The sequence below is a fragment of the Mycobacterium sp. NPDC050441 genome, from assembly GCF_040655355.1.
Lineage (GTDB): Bacteria > Actinomycetota > Actinomycetes > Mycobacteriales > Mycobacteriaceae > Mycobacterium.
In genome coordinates this window covers 663,264-685,527 of sequence record NZ_JBFAJS010000002.1, presented here as the reverse complement: position 1 = coordinate 685,527, position 22,264 = coordinate 663,264, and the positions used below count along the sequence as shown (strand labels likewise).

Annotated in this window: 27 protein-coding genes; 8 read left to right on the top strand and 19 right to left on the bottom strand. The window is 68.0% G+C overall.

Annotated features, from left to right (window positions below; translation table 11 throughout):
- Positions 1–20 precede the first annotated feature (20 nt).
- Genes hisI through hisD form a run of 8 tightly spaced genes read right to left on the bottom strand, consistent with a single transcriptional unit; the run spans position 21 to position 6,391 of the window.
- Positions 21–368 carry a phosphoribosyl-AMP cyclohydrolase gene (gene hisI / locus AB0I14_RS08350; protein WP_358018626.1) on the bottom strand — a complete coding sequence of 116 codons (348 nt, stop codon included), beginning with the start codon at positions 366–368 and terminating at the stop codon, positions 21–23.
- Positions 365–1,150: an imidazole glycerol phosphate synthase subunit HisF gene (hisF, locus tag AB0I14_RS08345; RefSeq protein ID WP_358018623.1), complete on the bottom strand. Its 786-nt coding sequence runs from the start codon at positions 1,148–1,150 to the stop codon at positions 365–367. Before hisF ends, hisI begins: the two co-directional genes overlap by 4 nt.
- Positions 1,147–1,977, bottom strand: a complete 831-nt coding sequence (locus AB0I14_RS08340; RefSeq protein WP_358019063.1) for an inositol monophosphatase — start codon at positions 1,975–1,977, stop codon at positions 1,147–1,149. Before AB0I14_RS08340 ends, hisF begins: the two co-directional genes overlap by 4 nt.
- Entirely contained in the window at positions 1,974–2,708 is a 735-nt protein-coding gene (gene priA, locus AB0I14_RS08335) for a bifunctional 1-(5-phosphoribosyl)-5-((5-phosphoribosylamino)methylideneamino)imidazole-4-carboxamide isomerase/phosphoribosylanthranilate isomerase PriA (protein ID WP_044518436.1), read from the bottom strand. The genes AB0I14_RS08340 and priA overlap by 4 nt, the downstream gene beginning before the upstream one ends.
- Positions 2,705–3,322, bottom strand: coding sequence for an imidazole glycerol phosphate synthase subunit HisH (gene hisH, locus AB0I14_RS08330; protein ID WP_358018620.1), 618 nt, complete (start codon positions 3,320–3,322; stop codon positions 2,705–2,707). The genes priA and hisH overlap by 4 nt, the downstream gene beginning before the upstream one ends.
- Positions 3,319–3,927, bottom strand: coding sequence for an imidazoleglycerol-phosphate dehydratase HisB (gene hisB, locus AB0I14_RS08325; protein ID WP_358018617.1), 609 nt, complete (start codon positions 3,925–3,927; stop codon positions 3,319–3,321). The genes hisH and hisB overlap by 4 nt, the downstream gene beginning before the upstream one ends.
- Complete coding sequence (locus AB0I14_RS08320) at positions 3,924–5,063, bottom strand: histidinol-phosphate transaminase (RefSeq protein WP_358018614.1); 1,140 nt, start codon at positions 5,061–5,063, stop codon at positions 3,924–3,926. Before AB0I14_RS08320 ends, hisB begins: the two co-directional genes overlap by 4 nt.
- Positions 5,063–6,391, bottom strand: a complete 1,329-nt coding sequence (gene hisD, locus AB0I14_RS08315) for a histidinol dehydrogenase (protein ID WP_358018611.1) — start codon at positions 6,389–6,391, stop codon at positions 5,063–5,065. Before hisD ends, AB0I14_RS08320 begins: the two co-directional genes overlap by 1 nt.
- A 104-nt stretch (positions 6,392–6,495) precedes the next feature.
- Between hisD and AB0I14_RS08310 the strand changes: the two genes are divergently transcribed.
- Together AB0I14_RS08310 and rhtB are read left to right on the top strand one after the other, a co-directional pair.
- Positions 6,496–6,906: a nitroreductase family deazaflavin-dependent oxidoreductase gene (locus AB0I14_RS08310; RefSeq protein WP_358018608.1), complete on the top strand. Its 411-nt coding sequence runs from the start codon at positions 6,496–6,498 to the stop codon at positions 6,904–6,906.
- 21 nt (positions 6,907–6,927) lie between these two features.
- Positions 6,928–7,563, top strand: a complete 636-nt coding sequence (gene rhtB, locus AB0I14_RS08305; protein ID WP_358018605.1) for a homoserine/homoserine lactone efflux protein — start codon at positions 6,928–6,930, stop codon at positions 7,561–7,563.
- On the opposite strand, the gene AB0I14_RS08300 is transcribed toward rhtB, so the two are convergent.
- Positions 7,560–7,970 carry an SRPBCC family protein gene (locus AB0I14_RS08300; RefSeq protein ID WP_358018602.1) on the bottom strand — a complete coding sequence of 137 codons (411 nt, stop codon included), beginning with the start codon at positions 7,968–7,970 and terminating at the stop codon, positions 7,560–7,562. The two genes, rhtB and AB0I14_RS08300, sit on opposite strands and share 4 nt — an antisense overlap.
- 81 nt (positions 7,971–8,051) lie before the next feature.
- Here AB0I14_RS08300 and AB0I14_RS08295 point away from each other — a divergent pair, with 81 nt between their 5' ends.
- Entirely contained in the window at positions 8,052–8,951 is a 900-nt protein-coding gene (locus AB0I14_RS08295; protein ID WP_358018599.1) for an AraC family transcriptional regulator, read from the top strand.
- Here the strand turns inward: AB0I14_RS08295 and nadC are convergent.
- From nadC to nadA, 3 genes are read right to left on the bottom strand one after another with little or no spacing between them, the layout of a single operon-like run.
- A complete protein-coding gene (gene nadC, locus AB0I14_RS08290) occupies positions 8,888–9,745 on the bottom strand; it encodes a carboxylating nicotinate-nucleotide diphosphorylase (RefSeq protein ID WP_358018596.1) in 858 nt (285 codons plus the stop codon). The genes AB0I14_RS08295 and nadC overlap by 64 nt on opposite strands.
- A complete protein-coding gene (locus tag AB0I14_RS08285; RefSeq protein ID WP_358018593.1) occupies positions 9,745–11,346 on the bottom strand; it encodes an L-aspartate oxidase in 1,602 nt (533 codons plus the stop codon). The genes nadC and AB0I14_RS08285 overlap by 1 nt, the downstream gene beginning before the upstream one ends.
- On the bottom strand, positions 11,343–12,386 hold the full coding sequence (gene nadA, locus AB0I14_RS08280) for a quinolinate synthase NadA (RefSeq protein ID WP_358018590.1): 1,044 nt from the start codon (positions 12,384–12,386) through the stop codon (positions 11,343–11,345). Before nadA ends, AB0I14_RS08285 begins: the two co-directional genes overlap by 4 nt.
- Positions 12,387–12,432: 46 nt before the next feature.
- Here nadA and AB0I14_RS08275 point away from each other — a divergent pair, with 46 nt between their 5' ends.
- Genes AB0I14_RS08275 through AB0I14_RS08260 form a run of 4 tightly spaced genes read left to right on the top strand, consistent with a single transcriptional unit; the run spans position 12,433 to position 15,804 of the window.
- Complete coding sequence (locus tag AB0I14_RS08275; RefSeq protein WP_358018587.1) at positions 12,433–13,125, top strand: NUDIX domain-containing protein; 693 nt, start codon at positions 12,433–12,435, stop codon at positions 13,123–13,125.
- Between the two features lie 42 nt (positions 13,126–13,167).
- Complete coding sequence (locus AB0I14_RS08270; protein ID WP_358018585.1) at positions 13,168–14,499, top strand: lipase family protein; 1,332 nt, start codon at positions 13,168–13,170, stop codon at positions 14,497–14,499.
- A gap of 56 nt (positions 14,500–14,555) precedes the next feature.
- A complete protein-coding gene (locus AB0I14_RS08265) occupies positions 14,556–15,344 on the top strand; it encodes an AraC family transcriptional regulator (protein WP_358018582.1) in 789 nt (262 codons plus the stop codon).
- A gap of 49 nt (positions 15,345–15,393) precedes the next feature.
- Positions 15,394–15,804, top strand: coding sequence for a VOC family protein (locus AB0I14_RS08260; RefSeq protein WP_358018579.1), 411 nt, complete (start codon positions 15,394–15,396; stop codon positions 15,802–15,804).
- Here the strand turns inward: AB0I14_RS08260 and AB0I14_RS08255 are convergent.
- From AB0I14_RS08255 to bioB, 3 genes are all read right to left on the bottom strand, one after another.
- Positions 15,785–16,357 (bottom strand): DUF2567 domain-containing protein, encoded by a 573-nt coding sequence (locus AB0I14_RS08255; RefSeq protein ID WP_358019061.1) that lies wholly within the window; start codon positions 16,355–16,357, stop codon positions 15,785–15,787. The two genes, AB0I14_RS08260 and AB0I14_RS08255, sit on opposite strands and share 20 nt — an antisense overlap.
- A 131-nt stretch (positions 16,358–16,488) precedes the next feature.
- The gene (locus AB0I14_RS08250; RefSeq protein WP_358018576.1) at positions 16,489–16,728 is read right to left on the bottom strand and encodes a hypothetical protein; all 240 of its coding nucleotides are present in this window, start codon (positions 16,726–16,728) and stop codon (positions 16,489–16,491) included.
- Between the two features lie 11 nt (positions 16,729–16,739).
- Complete coding sequence (bioB, locus tag AB0I14_RS08245; RefSeq protein ID WP_358019058.1) at positions 16,740–17,717, bottom strand: biotin synthase BioB; 978 nt, start codon at positions 17,715–17,717, stop codon at positions 16,740–16,742.
- A gap of 151 nt (positions 17,718–17,868) precedes the next feature.
- Between bioB and AB0I14_RS08240 the strand changes: the two genes are divergently transcribed.
- Entirely contained in the window at positions 17,869–18,486 is a 618-nt protein-coding gene (locus AB0I14_RS08240; protein WP_358018573.1) for a TetR family transcriptional regulator, read from the top strand.
- A gap of 11 nt (positions 18,487–18,497) precedes the next feature.
- Here AB0I14_RS08240 and AB0I14_RS08235 read toward each other — a convergent pair whose 3' ends face one another.
- The 4 genes from AB0I14_RS08235 to AB0I14_RS08220 form a co-directional block, all read right to left on the bottom strand.
- A complete protein-coding gene (locus AB0I14_RS08235; protein ID WP_358018570.1) occupies positions 18,498–19,007 on the bottom strand; it encodes a 2'-5' RNA ligase family protein in 510 nt (169 codons plus the stop codon).
- A 1-nt stretch (position 19,008) separates the two neighbouring features.
- Complete coding sequence (bioD, locus tag AB0I14_RS08230; RefSeq protein WP_358018567.1) at positions 19,009–19,686, bottom strand: dethiobiotin synthase; 678 nt, start codon at positions 19,684–19,686, stop codon at positions 19,009–19,011.
- Positions 19,683–20,831, bottom strand: coding sequence for an 8-amino-7-oxononanoate synthase (locus AB0I14_RS08225; RefSeq protein ID WP_358018564.1), 1,149 nt, complete (start codon positions 20,829–20,831; stop codon positions 19,683–19,685). The genes bioD and AB0I14_RS08225 overlap by 4 nt, the downstream gene beginning before the upstream one ends.
- A 72-nt stretch (positions 20,832–20,903) precedes the next feature.
- Positions 20,904–22,247, bottom strand: coding sequence for an adenosylmethionine--8-amino-7-oxononanoate transaminase (locus AB0I14_RS08220; protein ID WP_358018561.1), 1,344 nt, complete (start codon positions 22,245–22,247; stop codon positions 20,904–20,906).
- Positions 22,248–22,264: the final 17 nt, after the last annotated feature.

Genomic DNA, 22,264 nt, shown 5'->3' with positions numbered 1-22,264 from the left:
CCACGGTAATACGGCGCCAGTCAGTCCACGGGGGGCAAAAGGACGTCCGCGTCAAAGCACGTGTGAGCGCCGGTGTGACAGGCGGCGCCGGTCTGATCGACCTCCAGCAATACCGTGTCGCCGTCACAGTCGAGACGGACCGAGTGCACGTACTGCGTATGCCCCGAGGTCAGTCCCTTGACCCACTGCTCGCCGCGGGACCGCGAAAAATACGTCGCCTCACGGGTTTCCAGGGTGCGGGCCAACGCGTCGTCGTCCATCCAGGCGACCATCAGCACCTGGCCGGTGGAGCGCTCCTGCGCCACCGCACTGAACAGGCCGTCGGCGTTGCGCTTCAAACGCGACGCGATCGCCGGATTGAGACTCATCGGACGATGATCCCTTCCGCCGCCATCGCGGCCTTCACCTGGCCGATGGTCAATTCCCGGAAATGGAAGACGCTGGCCGCCAGCACCGCATCCGCGCCGGCCTGCACGGCGGGCGCGAAATCGGCCACCGCACCGGCACCGCCACTGGCGATCACCGGGACGCCCACCGCTGCCCGCACCGCGCGCAGCATCGGCAGATCGAATCCGGCCTTGGTGCCGTCGCGGTCCATCGAATTGAGCAGGATCTCGCCGACCCCGAGTTCGGCACCCCGTGCGGCCCACTCGATGGCGTCGATTCCGGTGCCGCGGCGCCCACCGTGTGTGGTGACCTCCCAGCCCGAGGGGGTGGGCTGATCGCCGGCCGGCACGGTGCGGGCATCGACGCTGAGCACGATGCACTGCGAGCCGAACTGGCGGGCCATCTCGGCCAGCAGTTCCGGCCGGGCAATGGCGGCGGTGTTGACCGACACCTTGTCGGCGCCGGCGCGCAGCAGCACGTCGACGTCGTCGACCGAGCGCACGCCGCCACCGACGGTCAGCGGGATGAACACCTGCTCGGCGGTGCGTTTGACCACCTCGAGCATGGTGGACCGGCCCGACGAGGACGCGGTCACGTCGAGGAAGGTCAGCTCGTCGGCGCCTTCGGCGTCGTAAGCGGCCGCGAGTTCGACGGGATCGCCTGCATCGCGCAGGTTCTCGAAGTTGACGCCCTTGACCACCCGGCCGGCGTCGACATCGAGGCACGGGATGACCCTCGTCGCGACATCACTGATGGTGCTCACAGGTAGTCCTCCGGATTGCCAGCGGATTTCACGATTTCCAGCATGCGTTCGTGCACGCCGGGTGCGGCGGCCAGGGCCGACTTCGACTCGGCCGTCCACGGTTCTCCGGCCAGGTCCGTCACGATGCCCCCGGCCGCGCGAACCAGCGCCACACCGGCGGCATGGTCCCAGATGTGGTGCCCGAAACTGATGGCTCCGCCGAGGATTCCGGCCGCAACGTAGGCCAGGTCGACTCCGGTGGCGCCGTGCATCCGCACCCGCGAACAGATCCTGCTGAGGTTGGACAGCACCTCGACCCGGTAGCGGCCGGGGAACCGGCCGCGGGAGTCGATGTTGAAGGTCTGGATCCCGACGATCGAATCGGTCAACGTCGGCGATCCCAGCGCCGGCAGCGCGGTGCCGTTGTCTCGCACCGGACCTCCGGCCAACGCCGAATACCGCTGCCCGGTGAACGGCAGCCAGGTCAGGCCTGCCACCGGCTCGCCGTCGGCCAGCAGGCCGAGCAGGATGGCCGCCATCGGCGACCCGGCCGCATAGTTGAAGGTGCCGTCGATCGGGTCGAGAACCCACACCAGCGGCGAATCGATGGGCTCACCGCCGAATTCCTCGCCGTGGACCCCGATTCCGGTGGCCTCGGTCAGTGCCCGCACCACCTGCCGCTCGATCGCCAGATCGACCTCGGTGGCGAAGTCGTTGCCCTGCTTGGTGACCGCGGAATCGGCGCGGTGCCCGGCGATGAACGGCACCGACGCCGCGTCGAGGATCTCGGTCGCCGCGGCAACCAGCGCGGCCAGCTTCGACGGATCCAGGTCACCCACCTCGCTTATCCGCTGACCGCGGCCAGTGCCTGCGGCAGAGTGAATCGTTCGGCGTAGAGCGCCTTTCCGACGATCGCGCCCTCCACACCGTGGCCGGTCAGGGTGGCGATCGCCCGGAGGTCATCGAGGCTGGACACCCCACCCGAGGCGATCACCGGGGCGTCGGTGCGGTCGGCGACCGCGGCCAGCAGTTCCAGGTTGGGGCCGGTCAGGGTGCCGTCCTTGGTGACGTCGGTGACGACGTAGCGCGAACACCCTTCACGATCAAGGCGATCCAGTACCTCCCAGAGGTCGCCGCCGTCGGTTTCCCAGCCGCGGCCGCGCAGGCGCCAGCTGTCGTTCTCGAACTGCACGTCCAGCCCGACTGCCACCCGGTCGCCGTATTCGGCGATGGCCCGGCGGCACCACTCGGGACTTTCCAGCGCCGCGGTGCCGATGTTCACCCGGGCGCAGCCGGTGTCCATGGCGGCCTTCAGCGAGTCGTCGTCGCGGATGCCTCCGGACAGCTCGACTTTCACGTCGAGCTTGCCGACCAGATCGGCCAGCAGTTCGCGGTTGCTGCCCCGGCCGAAGGCGGCGTCCAGGTCCACCAGGTGGATCCACTCGGCGCCGTCACGCTGCCAGGCCTGGGCGGCCTCCAGCGCCGAACCGTAATCGGTCTCACTGCCCGCCTTGCCCTGCACGAGACGCACCGCCTTGCCGTCCACCACATCGACAGCCGGCAACAGAATCAAACTCACAGTCCCTCAACCCAATTCGCGAGCAGCGTCGCACCGGCGTCGCCACTCTTCTCCGGATGAAATTGCGTAGCCGACAACGGGCCGTCTTCGACGGCGGCGATGAACGGCACGTGATGCGTTGCCCAAGTGACCAGTGCATCCGGATTACCGGACCACTCCTGGGCAGCATACGAATGAACGAAATAGAAGCGCGTGGCGGCGTCGAGGCCCTTGAACAGCGTGCTGCCGGCCGCCGCGTCGACCACATTCCAGCCCATGTGCGGGATCACCGGCGCGTCCAGTCGGGTCACCGAGCCGGGCCACTGCCCGCAACCGGTGGACTCCACCCCGAACTCCACACCCCGGGCGAACAGGATCTGCATACCGACGCAGACCCCCAGCACCGGACGGCCGTGCTGCAAGCGGTCGGCGATGATCTTCTCCCCGCCGATCGCCCGGAGCCCCGTCATGCAGGCCTCGAACGCTCCGACACCCGGCACCACCAGACCGTCTGCGCCCGCGGCAGCGCCTGGATCGGCCGTGACCTCGACGTCGGCCCCGACGCGCTCCAGTGCCCTCTGGGCCGAGCGCAGATTGCCCGATCCGTAGTCCAGGACGACGAGTTTCTTGGTCACAGAGTGCCCTTGGTCGACGGAACACCGGTGACCCGGGCGTCGTACTCGACGGCCTGCCGCAGCGCGCGGGCCACCGCCTTGTACTGCGCCTCGGTGATGTGGTGCGGGTCGCGACCGTAGAGCGTGCGCACGTGCAATGCGATGCGGGCGTTGAACGCCAGCGATTCGAACACGTGCCGGTTGATCACAGTGTGGTACGGCGCGCTGGACCCGGCGATGGTGAACTCCACCATGAACTCGGGCTCGCCGGTGTGCACGAAGTAGGGCCGGCCGGACACGTCGACGGCGGCGTGCGCGAGCGTCTCGTCCATCGGGATGAACGCGTCACCGAACCGGCGAATGCCCGTCTTGTCGCCCAGGGCCTGTCCGAGCGCCTGACCCAGCACGATCGCGGTGTCCTCGATCGTGTGGTGGCCCTCAATCTCAATGTCGCCCTTGGCGTGCACCGTGAGATCGAAACTGGCATGGGTGCCCAGCGCGGTCAGCATGTGGTCGAAGAACGGGACACCGGTGTCGATGTCGACGACACCGGTGCCGTCGAGGTCGATCTCGACGACGATGTCGGATTCCCTGGTCTTGCGTTCGACTTTCGCGCGACGGGTCACGATGCTCCTACCGGGCTGTTGGCTGGCTGAAGTTCGGTGGTGGCCAGATCGGCGCTGGCGGCCAGGAACGCGTCGTTCTCCTCGGCCAGACCGATGGTGGTGCGCAGGAAGCCGGGGATACCGACATCGCGGATGAGGATCCCTTTGTCCAGGTAGCGCTGCCAACTGGCAGGGGCGTCGGCGAACTCGCCGAACAACACGAAGTTCGCGTCACTCGGGATCACGCGGTAGCCGAGGCGGGTCAGTTGGGCGCTCACCCGGTCCCGTTCGGCGGCCAGGGTGGCGACACTGGCCAGTGTGTCGTCGGCATGCCGCAGTGCCGCACAGGCGGCAGCCTGCGTGAGCACCGACAGGTGATACGGCAGACGTACCAGCAGCAACGCATCGATCACCGCGGGCGCGGCGGCCAGATAACCGAGCCGACCACCGGCGAACGCAAACGCTTTACTCATCGTGCGGGTGACGATCAGCTTGGCCGGGAACTCGTCGATCAGGGTGACTGCGCTGGGCTGCGAGGAGAACTCGCCGTAGGCCTCGTCGACGATCAAGATGCCGCCCGCCATCGCCTGCAGCAGACGGCGCAGATCTTCGATAGAGACACTTTGTCCCGAAGGATTGTTGGGGCTCGCGACGAACACCACGTCGGGTGTGCGTTCCCTGACTGCAGCCACGGCCGCATCAACATCGAGTCCGAAGTCCGCGGCGCGGGCGGCCTGGAGCCATTCGGTCTGGGTGCCGTCGGAGATGATCGGGTGCATCGAGTACGACGGCACGAACCCGATCGCGGTGCGGCCCGGCCCGCCGAAGGCCTGCAACAACTGCTGCAGGATCTCGTTGGAACCGTTTGCCGCCCAAAGATTGTCGACAGTCAGCTGCACCCCGGTGGCCGCGGTGAGGTAGGCGGCCAGATCGGTGCGCAACGCCACCGAGTCACGGTCGGGATAACGGTGCAGTTCGGCCGCGGCCGCGCGGACCGATGCGGCGACGTCGTCGATCAAGGCCTGCGTCGGCGGGTGCGGATTCTCGTTGGTGTTCAGCCGTACCGGCACCACCAATTGCGGTGCGCCATAAGGAGATTTTCCGCGCAGGCTTTCACGCAGCGGCAGATCGGCCAGCGTCACATCCTGTGCGCCCATTACCTTTCGAACCTCCGTCGGACCGCCTCGCCGTGCGAAGGCAGGTTTTCGGCCTTGGACAACGTGATCACATGCCCGGACACGTCCTTGAGTGCGGCCTCGTCGTATTCGACGACGTGGATACCACGCAGGAACGTCTGCACCGAAAGGCCGCTGGAGTGCCGGGCGCAGCCCGCGGTCGGCAGCACGTGGTTGGAGCCGGCGCAATAGTCACCCAGGCTGACCGGCGACCAGGCACCCACGAAAATGGCTCCCGCCGAACGGATCCGGCCGGCCACGGCGGGCGCATCCACGGTCTGGATCTCTAGGTGCTCGGCGGCGTAGGCGTTGACCACCCGCACCCCTGCCTCGATGTCGTCGACGAGCACGATCGCGGACTGCTTGCCCGAGAGCGCGACTCGAACACGGTCAACGTGCACGGTGGTGGCCAACTGGCGGGTGAGCTCGCGGTCGGTGGCCGCGGCCAGCGCCTCGCTGTCGGTGACCAGCACGCTGGCCGCCATCTCGTCGTGCTCGGCCTGGCTGATCAGGTCGGCAGCCACGTGCACCGGATCGGCCGTGTCGTCGGCCAGGATCGCGATCTCCGTCGGGCCTGCCTCGGCGTCGATGCCGACCTGCGACCGGCAGATCCGCTTGGCGGCAGTCACGTAAATGTTGCCGGGGCCGGTGATCATGTCCACCGGGGCGAGCTCGGCGCCGTCGGTGTCCGTGCCACCGTAGGCCAGCAGCGCCACCGCCTGCGCACCGCCGACGGCCCACACCTCGTCGACGCCGAGCAGCGCCGCGGCGGCCAGGATGGTCGGGTGCGGCAGGCCCTCGAATTCAGCCTGCGGCGGGCTGGCGATCACCAGCGAATCGACGCCGGCAGTCTGCGCGGGCACCACGTTCATCACGACGCTCGACGGGTAGACGGCGTTGCCGCCCGGCACGTACAGCCCCACCCGTTCGACCGGCACCCAGCGTTCGGTGACGGTGGCACCGGGGGCCAGCGTGGTGGTGGTGTCGGTGCGACGCTGGTCGGCGTGCACCGCGCGGGCCCGGTCGATCGCGACCTGCAGTGCGGCGCGAACATCGGGGTCGAGTTCGGCGAGGGCGGCGGCCAGCCGTGCCGCCGGAACGCGAACGGTGTCGGGGCGGATCCCGTCGAAGGTATGGCCGTAGTCCAGCGCGGCCGTCGCGCCGTGCTCGGCGACGGCCTCCACGATCGGACGGACCTTGGGCACCACTGCGTCCACATCGACTCCGCCGCGGGGCAGCGCGGAACGCAACTGCGCGGCGTTCAGCGCACGGTTGCGCAGGTCGATACGGGACATCTGAAACTCGGCCATCGGTTCAATTGTCCCTGATCAGTCCAGTTGATAAAAATCCGTCGTCCACTGCTGCCGGCACAACCCGCCGTAGGGTAGTTCCAGACTGCCGAATGGAGCCCCAGATGTCCGCGAAAGACCACCCGAACAACGCCCCCGGCGTACCGATGCTTATGCCGCCTGCGCTGGAGCGGTTCCAGATCAAATACATCAACCCGCTGGTGAAACCATTTTCCAGGCGCTTGCCGGGCTTCACCGTGATCAAACATCGGGGCCGCACCTCCGGTACGCCGTACGAGACGATCGTCACCAGCTACCGCAAGGGCAATGTCTTCGCGGTCACGCTCATGCACGGCAAGACCAACTGGGTGAAGAACGTGATAGCGGCCGGCGGGGCCGACGTGCACCTGTTCCGTGGCGACATCAAGATCACCAACCCGCGCGTCCTGCCTGCGGGCACGGATGATCCGACGCTGCCCCGGATCCCCCGCGGCGCCGCCCGCCGGATGGGCGTCTTCGTCGCAGATATCGTTTGACAGGCTCGCCAGACTGCATACATGACCTGGCAGATCTGGCTGGCGTTTCTCGGAGCGTCGATCGCCATCAGCGTGTCCCCGGGAGCCGGGGCGATCCAGTCGATGGCGACCGGCCTGACCCATGGCGTACGCCGCGGGTCATGGAGCGTGCTCGGACTCCAGATCGGGCTGCTCCTGCAGTTGGTGTTGGTCGCCGTCGGCCTGGGCGCCGTCGTCGCCAAGTCGATGCTGGCCTTCCACATCGTGAAGTGGATCGGTGTGGCCTACCTGATCTATCTGGCGATCCAGCAGTGGCGTAGCGCCTCGCAGGATCTGCGCGACCGGATGGGCGGTACGGGCGAGCGAGGCCGGCTGGCCCTGGTGATGCGCGGATTCCTGGTCAACACCACCAACCCGAAGGGCCTGGTGTTCCTGGTCGCGGTACTACCGCAGTTCGTGGTGCCCACCGCGCCGTTGCTGCCGCAGTATCTGGCCATCGGGGCGACCATGGTCGCCGTCGACGTGGTCGTGATGAGTCTCTACACCGGGCTGGCCGCCCGGATGCTCACCTGGCTGCAGACACCGCGTCAGCAGACCATGCTGGGCCGGGTGTTCTCCGGGCTGTTCGCCACCGCCGCCGTGGTGCTCTCGTTGGTCCGCCGCGGCGCGACCGCCTAACCGCCCGTCAAGTTCTCCAACGCACCCTTGATGATCGGCGCTGCCTGCTCCATCACCGCACCCAGCCCACCGGCCGCACCGTCTGGCAGCACATCGCGTGACCAGACGAAGCGACACCGATGCGGGCCGTTGGCCACCACCTGCATCACGGCGTTGTCGTGCTCGGGTCGTGCGGCGTCGCCGATCAACGAGTAGGCGATCCGGCGGGCCTGATCGTCGCGGCTGACCAGGCGCTCGCGGGCAATGAATCCGTCGGCGAACGTCACGACGCGAATATCGCCGTCCGCCTCGGAGGCCGCCACGAAGCCCGGCGCCATGCGCACCGGACCGTCCGCCCAGTCGCCGATCACCTGCCACACGCGGGCGCTGTCGGTTTCGATGTCGAATTCAACGTTGATCCATGCCATGGCACCAGTCTGGCCGGGCGCCGATCGACTGTCTTGAACATTCTTGCGCGCTGTCGACGCCGGCCCAGACTGTCGGTCCCCATGGCTAACGTGCAAGAGGTGTTGACCGCCCAGACCCTGATCGCACGACCCGATTTCAGCGTCGCGACGTGGGACTGCACCGGCGGGAATGCTGGTTGGTCCGAGCCCGAGTGCCCGATCGACGGACGGTTCGTGCTGGTGCGCTCTGGTTGCTTTCGCCGCCGCGGACCCGGCGGTGCGGTGGAGCACGATGCAACGCTGGGCTACCTCGGCGCGCCTGGTGAAAGCGAGCAATTCGCACATTCACACGGCGGCGACAGGTGCACGTCAGTACAGCTCAGCGCGCCGAACTGGTGGCAGCTCGCCGGCGAGCCGAGACGGACCGGGCCCGCCGCGGTGTATGTAGACGCCCGGCTGGAATTGACGCATCGGCGGTTGCTGGCCACCCATCACCACGATCCCGATTACCAACTCGCCGAGAGCCTGGTGCAACTCGTGGGAACAGCGCTGCGTGCCGCCGCGCAACGACCGATGCCGGCCGCCGATGCGCCGAGTCGTCCCGCCGACCGTCGGATGGTGGCCCAGGCGCGCGACGCGATCAGGCAGGCCGATGACACAGCCGTGGGACTGTTCTCCCTTGCCGGCGCTCTCGGGGTCTCCGCATACCGGCTGAGCCGATCGTTCAGCAATGAACTCGGAGTATCGGTGACGCGGTATCGCAACCGGGTGCGGGTCGGAAAGGCCCTCGACTTACTGCAACGCGGTGAGTCCACGATGGCCGACATCGCCGCTGGGCTGGGCTTCGCCGATCAGGCCCACCTGTGCCGGACCGTGCGCCAGCACACCGGCTGCACACCGACCGCTGTTCGGCGCGAATTACGCCAGGTGTCCCCCGGTCAGGTGTCGAGACCGATGTCGAGCACCCGCACCGAATGGGTGAGTGCACCGATCGCCAGGTAGTCGACCCCGGTACCGGCGTACTCGGCAGCGCTGTCCAGGGACAGGCCTCCCGAGGATTCCAGCAGTGTCTTGGGCGATCGCGTGTCCCGGCGCTGCACCGCGATCTGGGTCTGCCAGACCGGGAAGTTGTCGAGGAGCACCAATTCCACATCGGCGGCGAGCACGTCATCGAGTTGCTCGAGGGAATCCACCTCGACCTCGCACGGCAGGTCCGGAGCCTCGGCCCGGACGGCCTTGAGCGCAGCCAGCACCGACCCGGCCGCGGCGACGTGGTTGTCCTTGATCAGTGCCGCGTCGCCGAGTCCCATCCGGTGGTTGACGCCGCCGCCGACGCGCACCGCGTACTTCTGCAGCGCCCGCAGGCCCGGCAGCGTCTTGCGGGTGTCGCGGATTTTGGCGTGGGTGCCGGCCACCGCGTCGACCCAGGCCGCGGTCGCGGTGGCGATCCCCGACAGGTGACACATCAGGTTCAGCATGGTGCGCTCGGCGGTCAGCAGACCCCGGGTCGGCGCCTCGACGGTCAGGATCGCCGAACGGGCGTCCAGCCGGGCACCGTCCTCGACGCGGTCGATCACGCGGTAGCCGTCGGCGCCGAGTACCTCGTCGAGCACCAGCAGCGCGATGTCGACGCCCGCGGCCACGCCCGGTTCCCGGTTCACCACCGACGCGGTGGTCATCGCATCGGCGCCGACGGTGGCGAGGGTCGTCACATCCGGGCCGTAGCGCAGGTCCTCTTCGAGTGCCCGCGCGATCGTGGCCTGGGCCTCGGCCAACTCGGTATCCGAAAGTGCCATCAGCACACCGCCGTTGGGGCGTCGAGGGCGGGACGGCCGGCTACGGCACGAATCGTCACAGAGTGCTCCTGAGCGGGGTCGGTTTCGGGATGGTCGCCACGGTGGTGGCAACCCCGGCTTTCGGTGCGGGCCAGGGCTGCGACGGCAATCGCCTGTGCGGTTGCGGTGAGGGCCGCGTCCTCGAAGCTGTGGCGAGTGGCGGGCTGGACGGATCGCGCGTCGGAAAGGACGCCGTCGAGGCGGCGCAGGCCCTCGGCGTCGCGCACCACCGATGCACATTCGGACATGGTGTGCTGCAGGACATCTCGGTCAACAACATCATGGCGACGCTCCTGCGGCGCCTGTGCCCGCACCGAGCCCGCGGTACTCGCGTGCTCGGCGGCCGCCCGACCGGCCCGGCCGCCGACGACCAGTCCTTCGAGGAGACTGTTGGAGGCCAACCGGTTGGCCCCGTGCATCCCGGTTCGGGCCACCTCGCCCGCGGCGAAAAGGCCTGGCAGCTCGGTACGTCCGTGCACGTCGGTCACCACGCCGCCACAGCTGTAGTGCGCACCGGGCACCACCGGGATGGGTTGGCGGGTCGGGTCGACGCCGGCTGCTGCGCATGCCGCCGCCACCGTCGGGAACCGGTTGGCGAACTGGGCGACGCCGCGGGCGTCGAGGTATACGCACGGGTCACCCGTGACGCTCAGTCGGCCGTTGATCGCCGCGGCAACAACATCGCGCGGGGCCAGGTCCCCCATCGGGTGCACCCCGTCGGTTACTGAATTACCGTGCGAATCAATGAGTATGGCGCCTTCACCGCGCAGCGCTTCGGTGATGAGCGGCCGCCGGCCACCGCTGTTCTCGGCGTACAGCATCGTCGGGTGGAACTGGACGAACTCGATGTCGCGGACCGCAACTCCGGCCCACAACGCCAGTGCAATGCCGTCGCCGGTCGAGCCGCTCGGGTTGGTGGTGGCCTGGTACACATGGCCCAGGCCGCCGGTGGCCAGGATGATCGACGGGGAGTGCACGATGCCCAGGCCGTCCTCGTTGCGGACCAGCACCCCGGTCACACCGCTGTCGTCGCGCAGGATCTCGCACGCCACATGGTCACGGCGGATGTCGAGTTTGGCCGCTGCCGAATCGAGTGCCCGCTGCACCTCGGCCCCGGTCGCGTCGCCGCCGGCGTGAATGATCCGGCGTCGCGTGTGCCCACCCTCGCGGGTCAGTGCCCAGCGCCCGGGAGCCGCCTCGTCGAACTGTGCGCCGTCGGTCACCAGATCGGCTACCGCGCCGTACCCGGCCGCGACGATCGAGCGCACGGAGTCCGGATCGCACAGGCCGCCCCCGGCGGCGACGGTGTCCGCGACATGAGCGTCGACCGAGTCGTCGGTGTGCGGCAGAACGACGGCAATCCCGCCCTGAGCATGGAAAGTCGCCGTCTCACGGGCCTTGCTCAGCACCACCACCCGGCGGCCACGGCGATGCGCGGCCAAGGCCGCCACCAGGCCGGCGACCCCGGTGCCGACCACGACGACATCAGCACGCTGCTGCCACAGCGTTGAACTGCCGCAGGCGAAGCGGCTCGATCCCCGGGCGCTGCCCGTCGGAGTCATTCGCCGCCGCCGGGCTGACCAATCGCAATCATCCGCTGCACGCTGGCACGACCCAGCCGGGCGGTTTCGGGATCGACATGCACCTCGTCGGCGCCCTCGATCAGGCATCGCAGCAACGCAGCAGGGGTGATCATCTTCATGTAGGTGCACGAAGCGCGGTCGTTGACGGCCAGGAAGTCGACTTCGGGTGCGGCCCTGCGCAACTGGTGGAGCATGCCGACCTCGGTGGCGACGAGAACCTGCCGGGCCCGGGTCTCCCGCGCCGCGTCGAGCATGCCACCGGTGGACAGGATCTTCACCCGATCCTCGGGAACCGCACCCTCACCCGCCAGGTAGAGCGCCGAGGTGGCACAACCGCATTCGGGGTGGACGAAGAGTTCGGCGTCGGGGTGTGACCGGGCCTGGGCGGCCAACTCGTCGCCGTTGATCCCGGCGTGCACGTGGCATTCGCCGGCCCAGACATGCAGGTTCTTACGCCCGGTGACGCGGCGCACGTGCGCACCCAGGAACTGATCCGGGCAGAACAGCACCTCTCGGTCCTCGGGGATGGACGCCACGACCTCGACCGCATTCGACGACGTGCAGCAGATATCTGTCAGCGCCTTCACCGCGGCGGTGGTGTTGACGTAGGACACGACGACCGCGCCGGGGTGCTCATCCTTCCAGGCCTGCAGGTCGTCGGCGGTGATCGAATCGGCCAGCGAGCAACCGGCCCGCTGGTCCGGGATCAGCACCGTCTTGTCAGGGCTGAGGATCTTGGCCGTCTCGGCCATGAAGTGCACACCGCAGAACACGATGGTGTCTTCGGGGGCCTCGGCGGCGATGCGCGAGAGCGCCAGGGAATCGCCGACGTGGTCGGAGACGTCCTGGATGGCCGGCAGCTGGTAGTTGTGCGCCAGCAGCGTCGCGCCGCGCAGGTCGACCAAACGGCGGATCTCAGCGGCCCATTTCTCGTCGCCGTCAACGCCTGAATAGCCACCGGGGCCATCGACGATCTGTTCTGCCAGGCCACCCGAGAGGGTGTCATTGAGAGCGGTCACGCCGACCTCCTCCACTGCGTCAGGTTTTCGACTTATAATCGAAAACATGCCACATCGTAACACCGCGCACGAAGTACTCGCCGCTGTGTTCCAGGTTCGCGGTCTCGACACCCGACAGCCGGCCCTCAACGTGCTGCTATGGCAGCGGGCACTCGATCCGGAGCGGGGCAAATGGTCTCTGCCGGGCGGTCGACTGGAGGACGACGAGGACCTGATCAGCTCGGTTCGGCGACAGCTGGCCGAGAAGGTTGACCTGCGTGAACTTGCCCACCTCGAACAACTGGCCGTGTTCTCCGATCCACATCGGGTTCCTGGCGTGCGGACCATCGCATCCACATTCCTGGGCCTGATGCCCTCTCCCTCGACCCCAGCCCTACCGCCGGACACCCGGTGGCATCCGGTCAGCGACCTGCCCCCGATGGCCTTCGACCACGCGCCGATGGTCGAACACGCGCGCAACCGGCTGGTGGCCAAGATGTCGTATACCAACATCGGATTCGCTTTGGCACCAAGAGAATTCGCCCTGTCCACGCTGCGTGACATCTACAGCGCCGCGCTCGACCATCAAGTCGACGCGACGAACCTGCAGCGGGTTCTGGAACGCCGCAATGTCATCACCCGCACCGGCACCACCGCTCGATCAGGCCGCAGCGGCGGACGCCCCGCGGCGCTGTACCGCTTCACCGAATCCCGGTACCGCGTCACCGACGAATTCGCCGCATTACGCCCGCCAGGGTGAGTCGAGTGGATTCTTAGACCCTCCTTAAGTAAGAATGCCTGGATGGACTTGGGCAGTGCAGCACGCGCCTCCGGAGCCGAATGGATCGGTCGAGCACCTCACGAGGAGCTCGACCGGGCCGCTCGACCCGAACTCCCCCACCGGGATGCGTTCTACGCCCCGCCTGCTGGATTCGAGCACGCCGAACCGGGCACCGTCCTGCGCAGCCGCGATGTCGAACTGGCCTTTCTGGGCCTGATCCCCCAGCGCCTGCAGGCCACGCAGCTGCTGTTCCGCTCCACCGACCGCAACGGCATCCCCGAAGCTGCGGCCACCACCGTCATCGTCCCGGCCGATGCCGCAGCCGACTGCCCGGTGGTGTCCTATCAGTGCGCCATCGACGCCATCTCGGCCCGGTGCTTCCCGTCCTACGCGCTGCGCCACCACGCCAAGGCCACCGGCTCACTGGCCCAACTGGAGCTTCTCCTCATCTCGGCCGCACTGGCCGAGGGCTGGGCGGTCTCGGTACCCGACCATGAGGGCATCGACGGCATGTGGGGCGCGCCCTACGAGCCCGGTTACCGGGTGCTCGACGGCTTGCGCGCGGCGCTCAACACCGAACACCTTTCGTTGTCGCCGAAGGCACGCATCGGCCTGTGGGGATATTCCGGGGGCGGCCTGGCCAGCGCCTGGGCGGCCGAGATGGCCGGCAGCTACGCCCCCGAACTCAACATCGTCGGCGCCGTCCTCGGCTCCCCCGTAGGCAACCTCGGAAACACCTTCCGCCGACTCAACGGCACCGTGTTCTCCGGGCTGCCGGCGCTCGTGGTGGCAGCCCTCGCCGACATCTACCCCAACCTCAACCGCGTCATCGCCGAGCACGCCACCACCGAGGGACGCAAGATCCTGGACCGGCTGCACCGGATGACCACTGTGGAGGCCATCGTGCGGATGTTCCGCACCGACATGGCCGATCTGGTCGACCTGCCGCTGGAGGAGATCCTCGACGGGCCCGAGGTCACCGAGGTGTTCCAGGACACCAAACTCGGTGTGGCCGTGCCGGTTCCGCCGGTTCTGATCGTGCAGGCGGTGCACGACGAAATCATCTCGGTCGACGACATCGACGAACTCGCCGATACCTATCTAGCCGGCGGCGCCGACGTGACCTACCACCGCGACATGTTCAGCGAGCACCTACTGCTGCATCCGTTCTCGGCGCCGATGGCATTGCGCTGGCTGACCGACCGGTTCGCCGACCGCCCGCTGACCGACAACCTGGTGCGATCCAAATGGCCGACGCTGCTCAACCCGATGACCTACATGGGCATGGCGCGACTCGTCGGAATCGGCGCCAAGGTCGCCATGGGACGGCCTGTCCGGCGGCGCCCGCTCTGACCCGCCAGGCGCTGGCACAATAGGGGTAGATGCGTTATATCCGTCAGCCCCCGACGGTGGCCCTGCGCGACAGCGTCGACCACCTGTGGTGCCTTGCGGACGGACCCATGCATTCGGCGGAACGCATCCTGCCCACCGGGACCACCGAGCTTGTCGTAAATCTCGGCGCTGACGTCATAGCCCTAACGAATCATGAAGGTTCACAACAGTTTTCTGGTGCCGTAGTCTCCGGGCCCTATACCCGACCGTTCGACATAGACCCGCGCGAGCACACCGCAATGGTGGGCGTGCATTTCAGGCCGGGTGGCGCCCTCGCAGTGCTCGGTGTTTCACCGCGCGAACTGCTCGGCTCCCATGTCAACCTTGATGTGTTGTGGAACAGCGCGGCGTCCCACGTCCGCGCCGAGATCTGCGAAGCGGAATCGGTCTCACAGCGCTTGGCGATCGTCGAATGCGCATTACTCACCCGATCCCATGGCGGCGGCGAACTGACCCGTGAAGTGGCCTTTGCGGTGCGCGCGCTCAGCCACACCCGCCAACCAACGATCGAAACGCTGGCCCGCGAAGTCGGCCTCAGCCACCGCAGACTGATCCAGCTGTTCACGACCCAGGTCGGAATGGCGCCCAAACGGTTCGCCCGCCTGAAGCGGTTCCGGCACGCGCACGACGCCGTCTCTTCGGCACCGTCACCGCCGCACTGGTCCACCTTCGCCATCGAGCACGGGTATGCCGATCAGTCGCACATGATCCGGGAGTTCCAGGAATTCTCCGGGATGACGCCCGCCCAGCAACTACGCCGAAGCGTCTACGTCACAAAGAACGACCACATCGCGCTCGAACCGTAGGTCAATTTCGTTCAATACATCCGCCGCGAAAGTCGCGCACACTGCGGTCATGTCTGGACACACCACCTACCGAACCGGCGCGGTCCGCTACCAGGTCACCGACGTCGAGCGTGCGGTCGCGTTCTACACGGAGCACCTGGGGTTTCATGTCGCCCTGCGCGGAGGGCCGGCATTCGCGTCCGTGGCCAACGGCAATCTCACCCTGTTCTTGAGCGGGCCGGGCAGCTCAGGCGCGCGTCAACTGCCCGACGGAAGTTCACAGGCCCCCGGAGGCTTCAACCGGTTCGTGCTCGAGGTCGAAGACCTCGACGCGGCCATCACCGAGTTGCGCGGGGCCGACGTCTCGTTCCGCAACACGGTGGAGACGGGTCCGGGCGGCCGGCAGATCCAGATCACCGACCCCGACGGCAACCCCGTCGAGCTTTTCGAAGCGGCAGCCGTCAAGCCCCCGGCGGACTGACCACCGGCGGGATCACCGGATATGTCGGCGTCTCCACAGGCGGCCACGCGCCCAGGTCATCGCGCACCGTCGACACCGCGATCAGCGCGTAGACCATTGCCGCTGCGGCCGCGGGGAACAGGATCGTGCCGGCGATCTGCAGCGGTGTGTGCCCGAAAAAGACCGACGGCGCTTCCATCACGTAGTGCACCCGATGTTCCGGGGTCACCGGAGCTCCGGCGATGTCCAACGACCCGAACCGCAGGTGGGCAAGAGCCACACCGACACCGGCGGCCGTCCCGGTGGCCAACGCACAACCCGCGGCCAAAGCACCGACAAGAACCGGCCCGCGATGTGGGGCCCACTGCCACAGCGCCACCGCGGCCACGACCGCCAGGACGACAAGCATGCCCACGAACATGAACGCCGACGTGAAGAAGTGGTCGGATTCGCTGCCCAGATAGGCGTGCACCCGTTCACCGCTGCGGGTCAACGCGACCACGCCATGAATTCCGGGAGCCAGCCAGGCCCACACCGCGCCGATCACCGCACCCGCCACCGCGAGCGCAGCCATCACGATCAGTACCGCCCGCTCGCGCGAAACTCGCGGTGCGCCAGGGATATTGGCGCGACCTGGGCCGGCCTGGGCAACCTGCTCTTCGCCCGAGAGGCTCATCGGCGCTTTCTGCTCTTCGCCCGAGAGGCTCATCGCCGCGTATCCAGGTCCATCGAATCCACCTGCCCATGCCGCGAACACTTCGCCCACCACCCGGTGGGCCGCACCTGGACGATCATCCGGCGGCCGCACTCGGCACAGAACCGGGGTGGTTCCAGGCCGAGCTGAGCGGCGGTAGGAATGACACTTCCGTCCGCCGCGTCCGCCTGGACCCCGGTGTAGACGTTGTATAGGCCGGCGCCGACGGGCGCGGGCAAATCTTGAACCATCACCACCAGTTCTACAGGCTGGCGTTCAGCGCCTTGAGCGGCATCTGCAGATCGTCGAGCAATTCCAGGTCCGACTCGGCCGGGCGGCCCAGCGTGGTCAGGTAGTTGCCGACGATGACGGCGTTGATGCCGCCCAGGATGCCCTGCTTGGCGCCGAGGTCACCGAGAGTGATCTCGCGGCCACCGGCGAAACGCAGCATGGTGCGCGGCAGTGCCAGGCGGAACGCAGCCACTGCCTTGAGCGCCTCGGATGCCGGCAGCACCTCGAGGTCACCGAACGGCGTGCCCGGACGCGGGTTCAGGAAGTTCAACGGGACTTCGTGCGGGTTGAGCTCGGCCAGGTTGGCGGCGAATTCCGCGCGCTGCTCCAGCGTCTCCCCCATGCCGAGGATGCCGCCGCAGCAGACCTCCATGCCGGCCTCGCGCACCATCTCCAGCGTGCCCCAGCGCTCTTCCCACGAGTGGGTGGTGACGACGTTGGGGAAGTACGACTGCGCGGTCTCCAGGTTGTGGTTGTAGCGGTGCACGCCCATGTCCTTGAGGCGGTCCACCTGCTCCTGCGTCAGCATGCCCAGCGAGCACGCGATCTGGATGTCGACCTCGTTGCGGATCGCCTCGATGCCTGCGGCCACCTGCGCCAGCAGCCGCTCGTCCGGACCGCGCACCGCCGCGACGATGCAGAACTCGGTGGCACCGGTCTTGGCCGTCTGCTTGGCCGCCTCGACCAGGCTCGGGATGTCGAGCCAGGCGCTACGCACCGGGGAGGCGAACAGACCCGACTGCGAACAGAAGTGGCAGTCCTCCGGGCAGCCGCCGGTCTTGAGGCTGATGATGCCCTCGACCTCGACCTCGGGGCCACACCACTTCATCCGGACCTCGTGGGCCAGGGCGAGGAGGTCTTCGAGCTGGTCGTCGGGAAGCTGCAGCACCTGCAAAGTCTGATCCCGGTCGAGGCCGACGCCGCGCTCCAGAACCTGCTCGCGAGCCATGCCCAACACATCTACGGCTGCCTGCGTCACCGAAACGTCCTCCTGTGGATCGTCTGCCGGCCGGGCCGACACTTGAACACGTCGGCGGTGCCGACACTTGAACACGTCGGCCGGGCCGACAATTGAACACCGTTCAGGCTAGGGTAACGGTGTGCAACTCCACAAACCCGACGTGGTGGATGCGGCGACGGCCATCCTCGACAACTACGGCATCGCCGACCTGACGATGCGGCGCCTGGCTCGTGAGCTCAGTGTCAGCCCGGGCGCGTTGTACTGGCACTTCGCCAACAAACAGGAACTGCTGGGCGCTGTCGCCGACCGCATTCTCGAACCCGTCCGCATCGAGCGCACCGCCTCCGCATGGCCGGGCCGGATCCACCAGATCTGTGTGGCACTGCGGGACGCACTGCTGTCGCACACCGACGGAGCCGAGCTGGTGTCGTCCAGCTTCGCGGCCGGGCAATCCCAGATCGTCGGTGAGATCGTCGCGCAGCTCACCGACGCCGCCCAGCAGGCCGGCGTGGTGTCACCGGATGACGAGTTGGCCGCTCGGACGGTGCTCTATTACGTGCTCGGCTTCACCGCTGACGAGCAGTCACGGCTGCAGTGGGACGCCGCAGGAGCATTGGCCGATGAACAGTCAGTGCTTCACCGCGACACGTCACGGCAGTTCGCGTTCGGCCTGCAATTGTTGGTCGACGGGTTGGCGGTGCGCGGCGCGAGCTCGCTCAGCGCCGGACGCGACATCCTGCAGCGCAGCCAGGATTGACGCGTACCCGGTCAGCCGATCGGATACTCGACGCGTTTGTCGCCGTCCCAATGTCGCAGCCCGGTCACCTGGCCGACGATCTCTGCGGGACGTCCGGCGATCCGCACAGCGGTGGTCAGCCGGACCGGCGCGATCCGCCGGGCCAGCGTGACGTGCGGGGTCCAGTTCCCCGGTTCGGCGTGTGGCATCGGGGCAGGGGCCATGAACGGCAGGCACAGGCGATAAACCTCCGCCTGGATTTCGACTAGCTCTTCAGTCGGGACCAGCAGCCGCGCCAACACTGCGGCCGAGCGCCCGAAGATCAGCGTCGCGCCGAGTCGGCACGGTAGTGGGAACCGGTCGGTGAGTTCGTGCAGCACCGCCTCGGCCTGGCCGTCGATGTGTTGGGCGACGGTCAGCGTCGAGTGCGGTCGGCTGGCAGGCGCCTGGCTGGGAATGTCGGCGTCGCGCAGCGCATCCCAGATCCGCCGGACCGCGGCTTCGGTGTCCGGGTCGAAGACCAGCTCGACGGAATGGACCATGTCAGGACAGGCCGGTCAGCCAGTTCGGGTCAAAGGCGTCGGCGCACATCTTCTCGAACTCCGCGGCGCTCGATCTGCCGGCCCCCGCCGGGAGCGCGGCACGTACCGGCGCCAACTGTGCCAGCGCCTCGCGGTTGCCCGACTCGGCGACGCCGGGCTTCTCCGGCCAGGCTCCGATCACCAGGCCGGCGCAGGTAATTCCTTGCCCGGCAAGCGATTCCAATGTCAATGCGGTGTGGTTGAGTGTTCCCAGCCCCGGGGACACCACCACGAGGACCGCAGCGGAGAGCTCAGAGGCCAGATCACGCAGCGTGACACCGTCGGCGCCCAGCTCGACCAGGAGGCCACCGGCGCCTTCGACGAGGGTCAGCCCGTCGGCAACCTCGGCGTTGCGCACCGCGTCCACCAATTCGGCACACGTCGGCAACGGAAGTCCGGCGCGCTGCGCGGCCGCCACCGGTGCCAGCGGTTCCGGGTAGCGCCATCCCCCGTGCAGATTGCCGACCCCGGACAGCCGGCTGACCTCACCGAGGTCGTTGTCGCCGTCGACGGTTCCGGTCTGGACGGGCTTGCACACCGCGACCTCAAGCCCGGCAAGCCGGGCCGCACAGGCCAACGCGGCGGTCGTCACGGTCTTCCCGACGCCGGTATCGGTCCCGGTGACGACCAGCGTGCTCACAACCGGGCCTCGGACAGGACCTCGGTCAACACCTGGCGGGCCAGGTCCATCTCGTCGGCGGTCAGCGAGGCCCGCGCCGTCAAGCGCAGTCGTGACGTGCCCTCGGGAACCGTCGGTGGGCGGAAGCAGCCCACCCGCACGCCGCGGTCAAGGCAGGCTGCAGCGGCAGCCACCGCGACCTCGGGGTCACCGAGGATCACCGAGACGACTGCGGATTCGGGCACCGCGGTATCTCCGGAAATCCGGGCCAGCGCGGCAGCATGATCCAACACGGCTTGTGCTCGGTGAGGTTCGGCGATCAGCACCCGCAGGGCCGCCCATGCCGCGCCGACGGCGGCCGGCGCCAGGCCGGTGTCGAAGATGAAGGGGCGGGCGGCGTCGATCAGATGGGCGCGGATCGGCGCAGGGCCGAGCACCACGCCGCCCTGGCTGCCCAGTGCCTTCGACAGCGTCGTCGTCATCACCACGTCCGGCGCTCCGGCGAGGCCGGACTCGTACAACAGGCCCTGTCCGCCCGGGCCGCGCACGCCGAGCCCATGTGCCTCGTCGACGAGCAACAGCGCACCGTGCCGGCGACAGACCGCGTGCAGTTCGGGCAGCGGCGCCAGCACCCCGTCGGTGCTGAACACCGATTCGGTCAGGACCACCGCGCGGTCCTCTGTGCGTGCCGACAGCGCGGCATCGACCGCGTCGACGTCGAGGTGCGGCGTGACGGTCACCCGCGCACGCGACAGCCGACAGGCGTCGACCAGCGAGGCATGTGTCAGGGCGTCGGAGACGAGCAGCGAGCCCGGGCCGCTCAACGCGACGACGGCGCCCAGGTTGGCGGTGTAACCCGAGGAGAAGACCAATGCCGACTCGGCGCCGACAAACGTCGCCAGAGCGGTCTCGAACTCTTCGTGCAACTCGGTGTTTCCGGTGACCAGCCGGGAACCGCCGGCGCCGGCACCCCAGGTGCGCAGCGCTTCGATGCCACCGTCGAGGACCTCCGGGTGTTGCGACAGTCCCAGATAGTCGTTGGAGGCCAGATCGAGTTCGGTCGCCACGGCGGGGCGGGTGCGCAGCTCACGACGAAGCCCGGCCTGCCTGCGCTGTACTTCGACGTCGGCCAGCCAGGCCAGCGGTGAGAGATCCGTGCGCGTCACCTGGTGCTCCTTGCGCTCGCGTCGTTGAACCGACGGTTGAACACGTCGGCGATGCCGACCATTGAACACCGTTCAGGTTAGTGCACGAGCGACGCCGACCATGCCTGCGGTGATCTGTTCCACCTCCGCCGGCGTACAGATGAAGGGCGGCATGGCGTAGACGAGCTTGCCGAACGGGCGCAGCCAGACCCCGTGACGCAACGCCGCCAGGGTCGCCACCCGCATGTCGACCGGCTCGCACATCTCGATCACGCCGATGGCCCCGAGCACCCGGACATCGGCGACACCGGGCAGCGCGCGGGCCGGCTCCAGCCCCGTCCGCAGGCCCGCCTCGATCTCGGCCACCCGGCCCGGCCAATCACCGCTGACCAGCAGTTCCACCGCAGCCACACCGACCGCGCAGGCCAGCGCATTGGCCATGAACGTCGGCCCGTGCATGAGCGCACCGGGCTCCCCCGCACTGATCGTCCGCGCCACCTCACGGGTACACAGCGTCGCGGCCAAGGTGATGTAGCCGCCGGTCATCGCCTTACCGACACACATGATGTCCGGGCTCACCCCGGCGTGTTCGGCAGCGAACAGCTTTCCGGTGCGGCCGAATCCGGTGGCTATCTCGTCGAAGATCAGCAGCACATCGTGGCGATCGCAGATGGCGCGCAGGTCCGCGAGGTAGCGCGGGTCGTGAAAACGCATTCCGCCGGCGCCCTGCACGACGGGTTCGACGATCACGGCGGCAAGCTCGTCGGCGTGCTCGGCCAGTTGCCGCTCGAACGCCTCGCTGTAGGACGGCTGATAGTCGGCGGGCACCGGTGGCGCGAAGATTTGGGGCACCAGGACATCAGTCCACAGAGAGTGCATGCCGCCGTCCGGATCACACACGCTCATCGGGGTGAACGTGTCGCCGTGATAGCCGCCGCGCCAGGTCATCAGGCGGTGTTTTGACCCTCGGCCGAGGCTGCGCCAGTACTGCAGCGCCATCTTGACGGCCACCTCGACCGACACCGACCCGGAATCGCTGAAGAACACGGTCTCCAGGGGCGCGGGGGTGAGCTCGACCAGCAGCTGGGCCAGCCGTGCGGCCGGCTCGTGGGTCAGACCGCCGAACATGACGTGGTTCATGGTGGCGAGCTGGTTGTTGATTGCACGGTCCAGCACCGGGTGTCCGTGTCCGTGCACGGCGGTCCACCAGGACGCCATCGCGTCGAGAACCTCGATCGGTGCGCCGTCGGTAGGGTCGATCACAGTCAGCCACGCGCCCTTGGCTCCGACCGCAACCACCGGCGGCAACGCGTCCGCGTCGATGGCGCTGTAGGGGTGCCAGATGTGGGCCGCGTCAATGGCGCTGATCTGCGCCGGGGTCAGCTCAGCCACAGTCGGGCAGCCTAGCTCTTTGCTCACAGGGTGTGACGCACGCATCCGAAATGTGAGCGGCA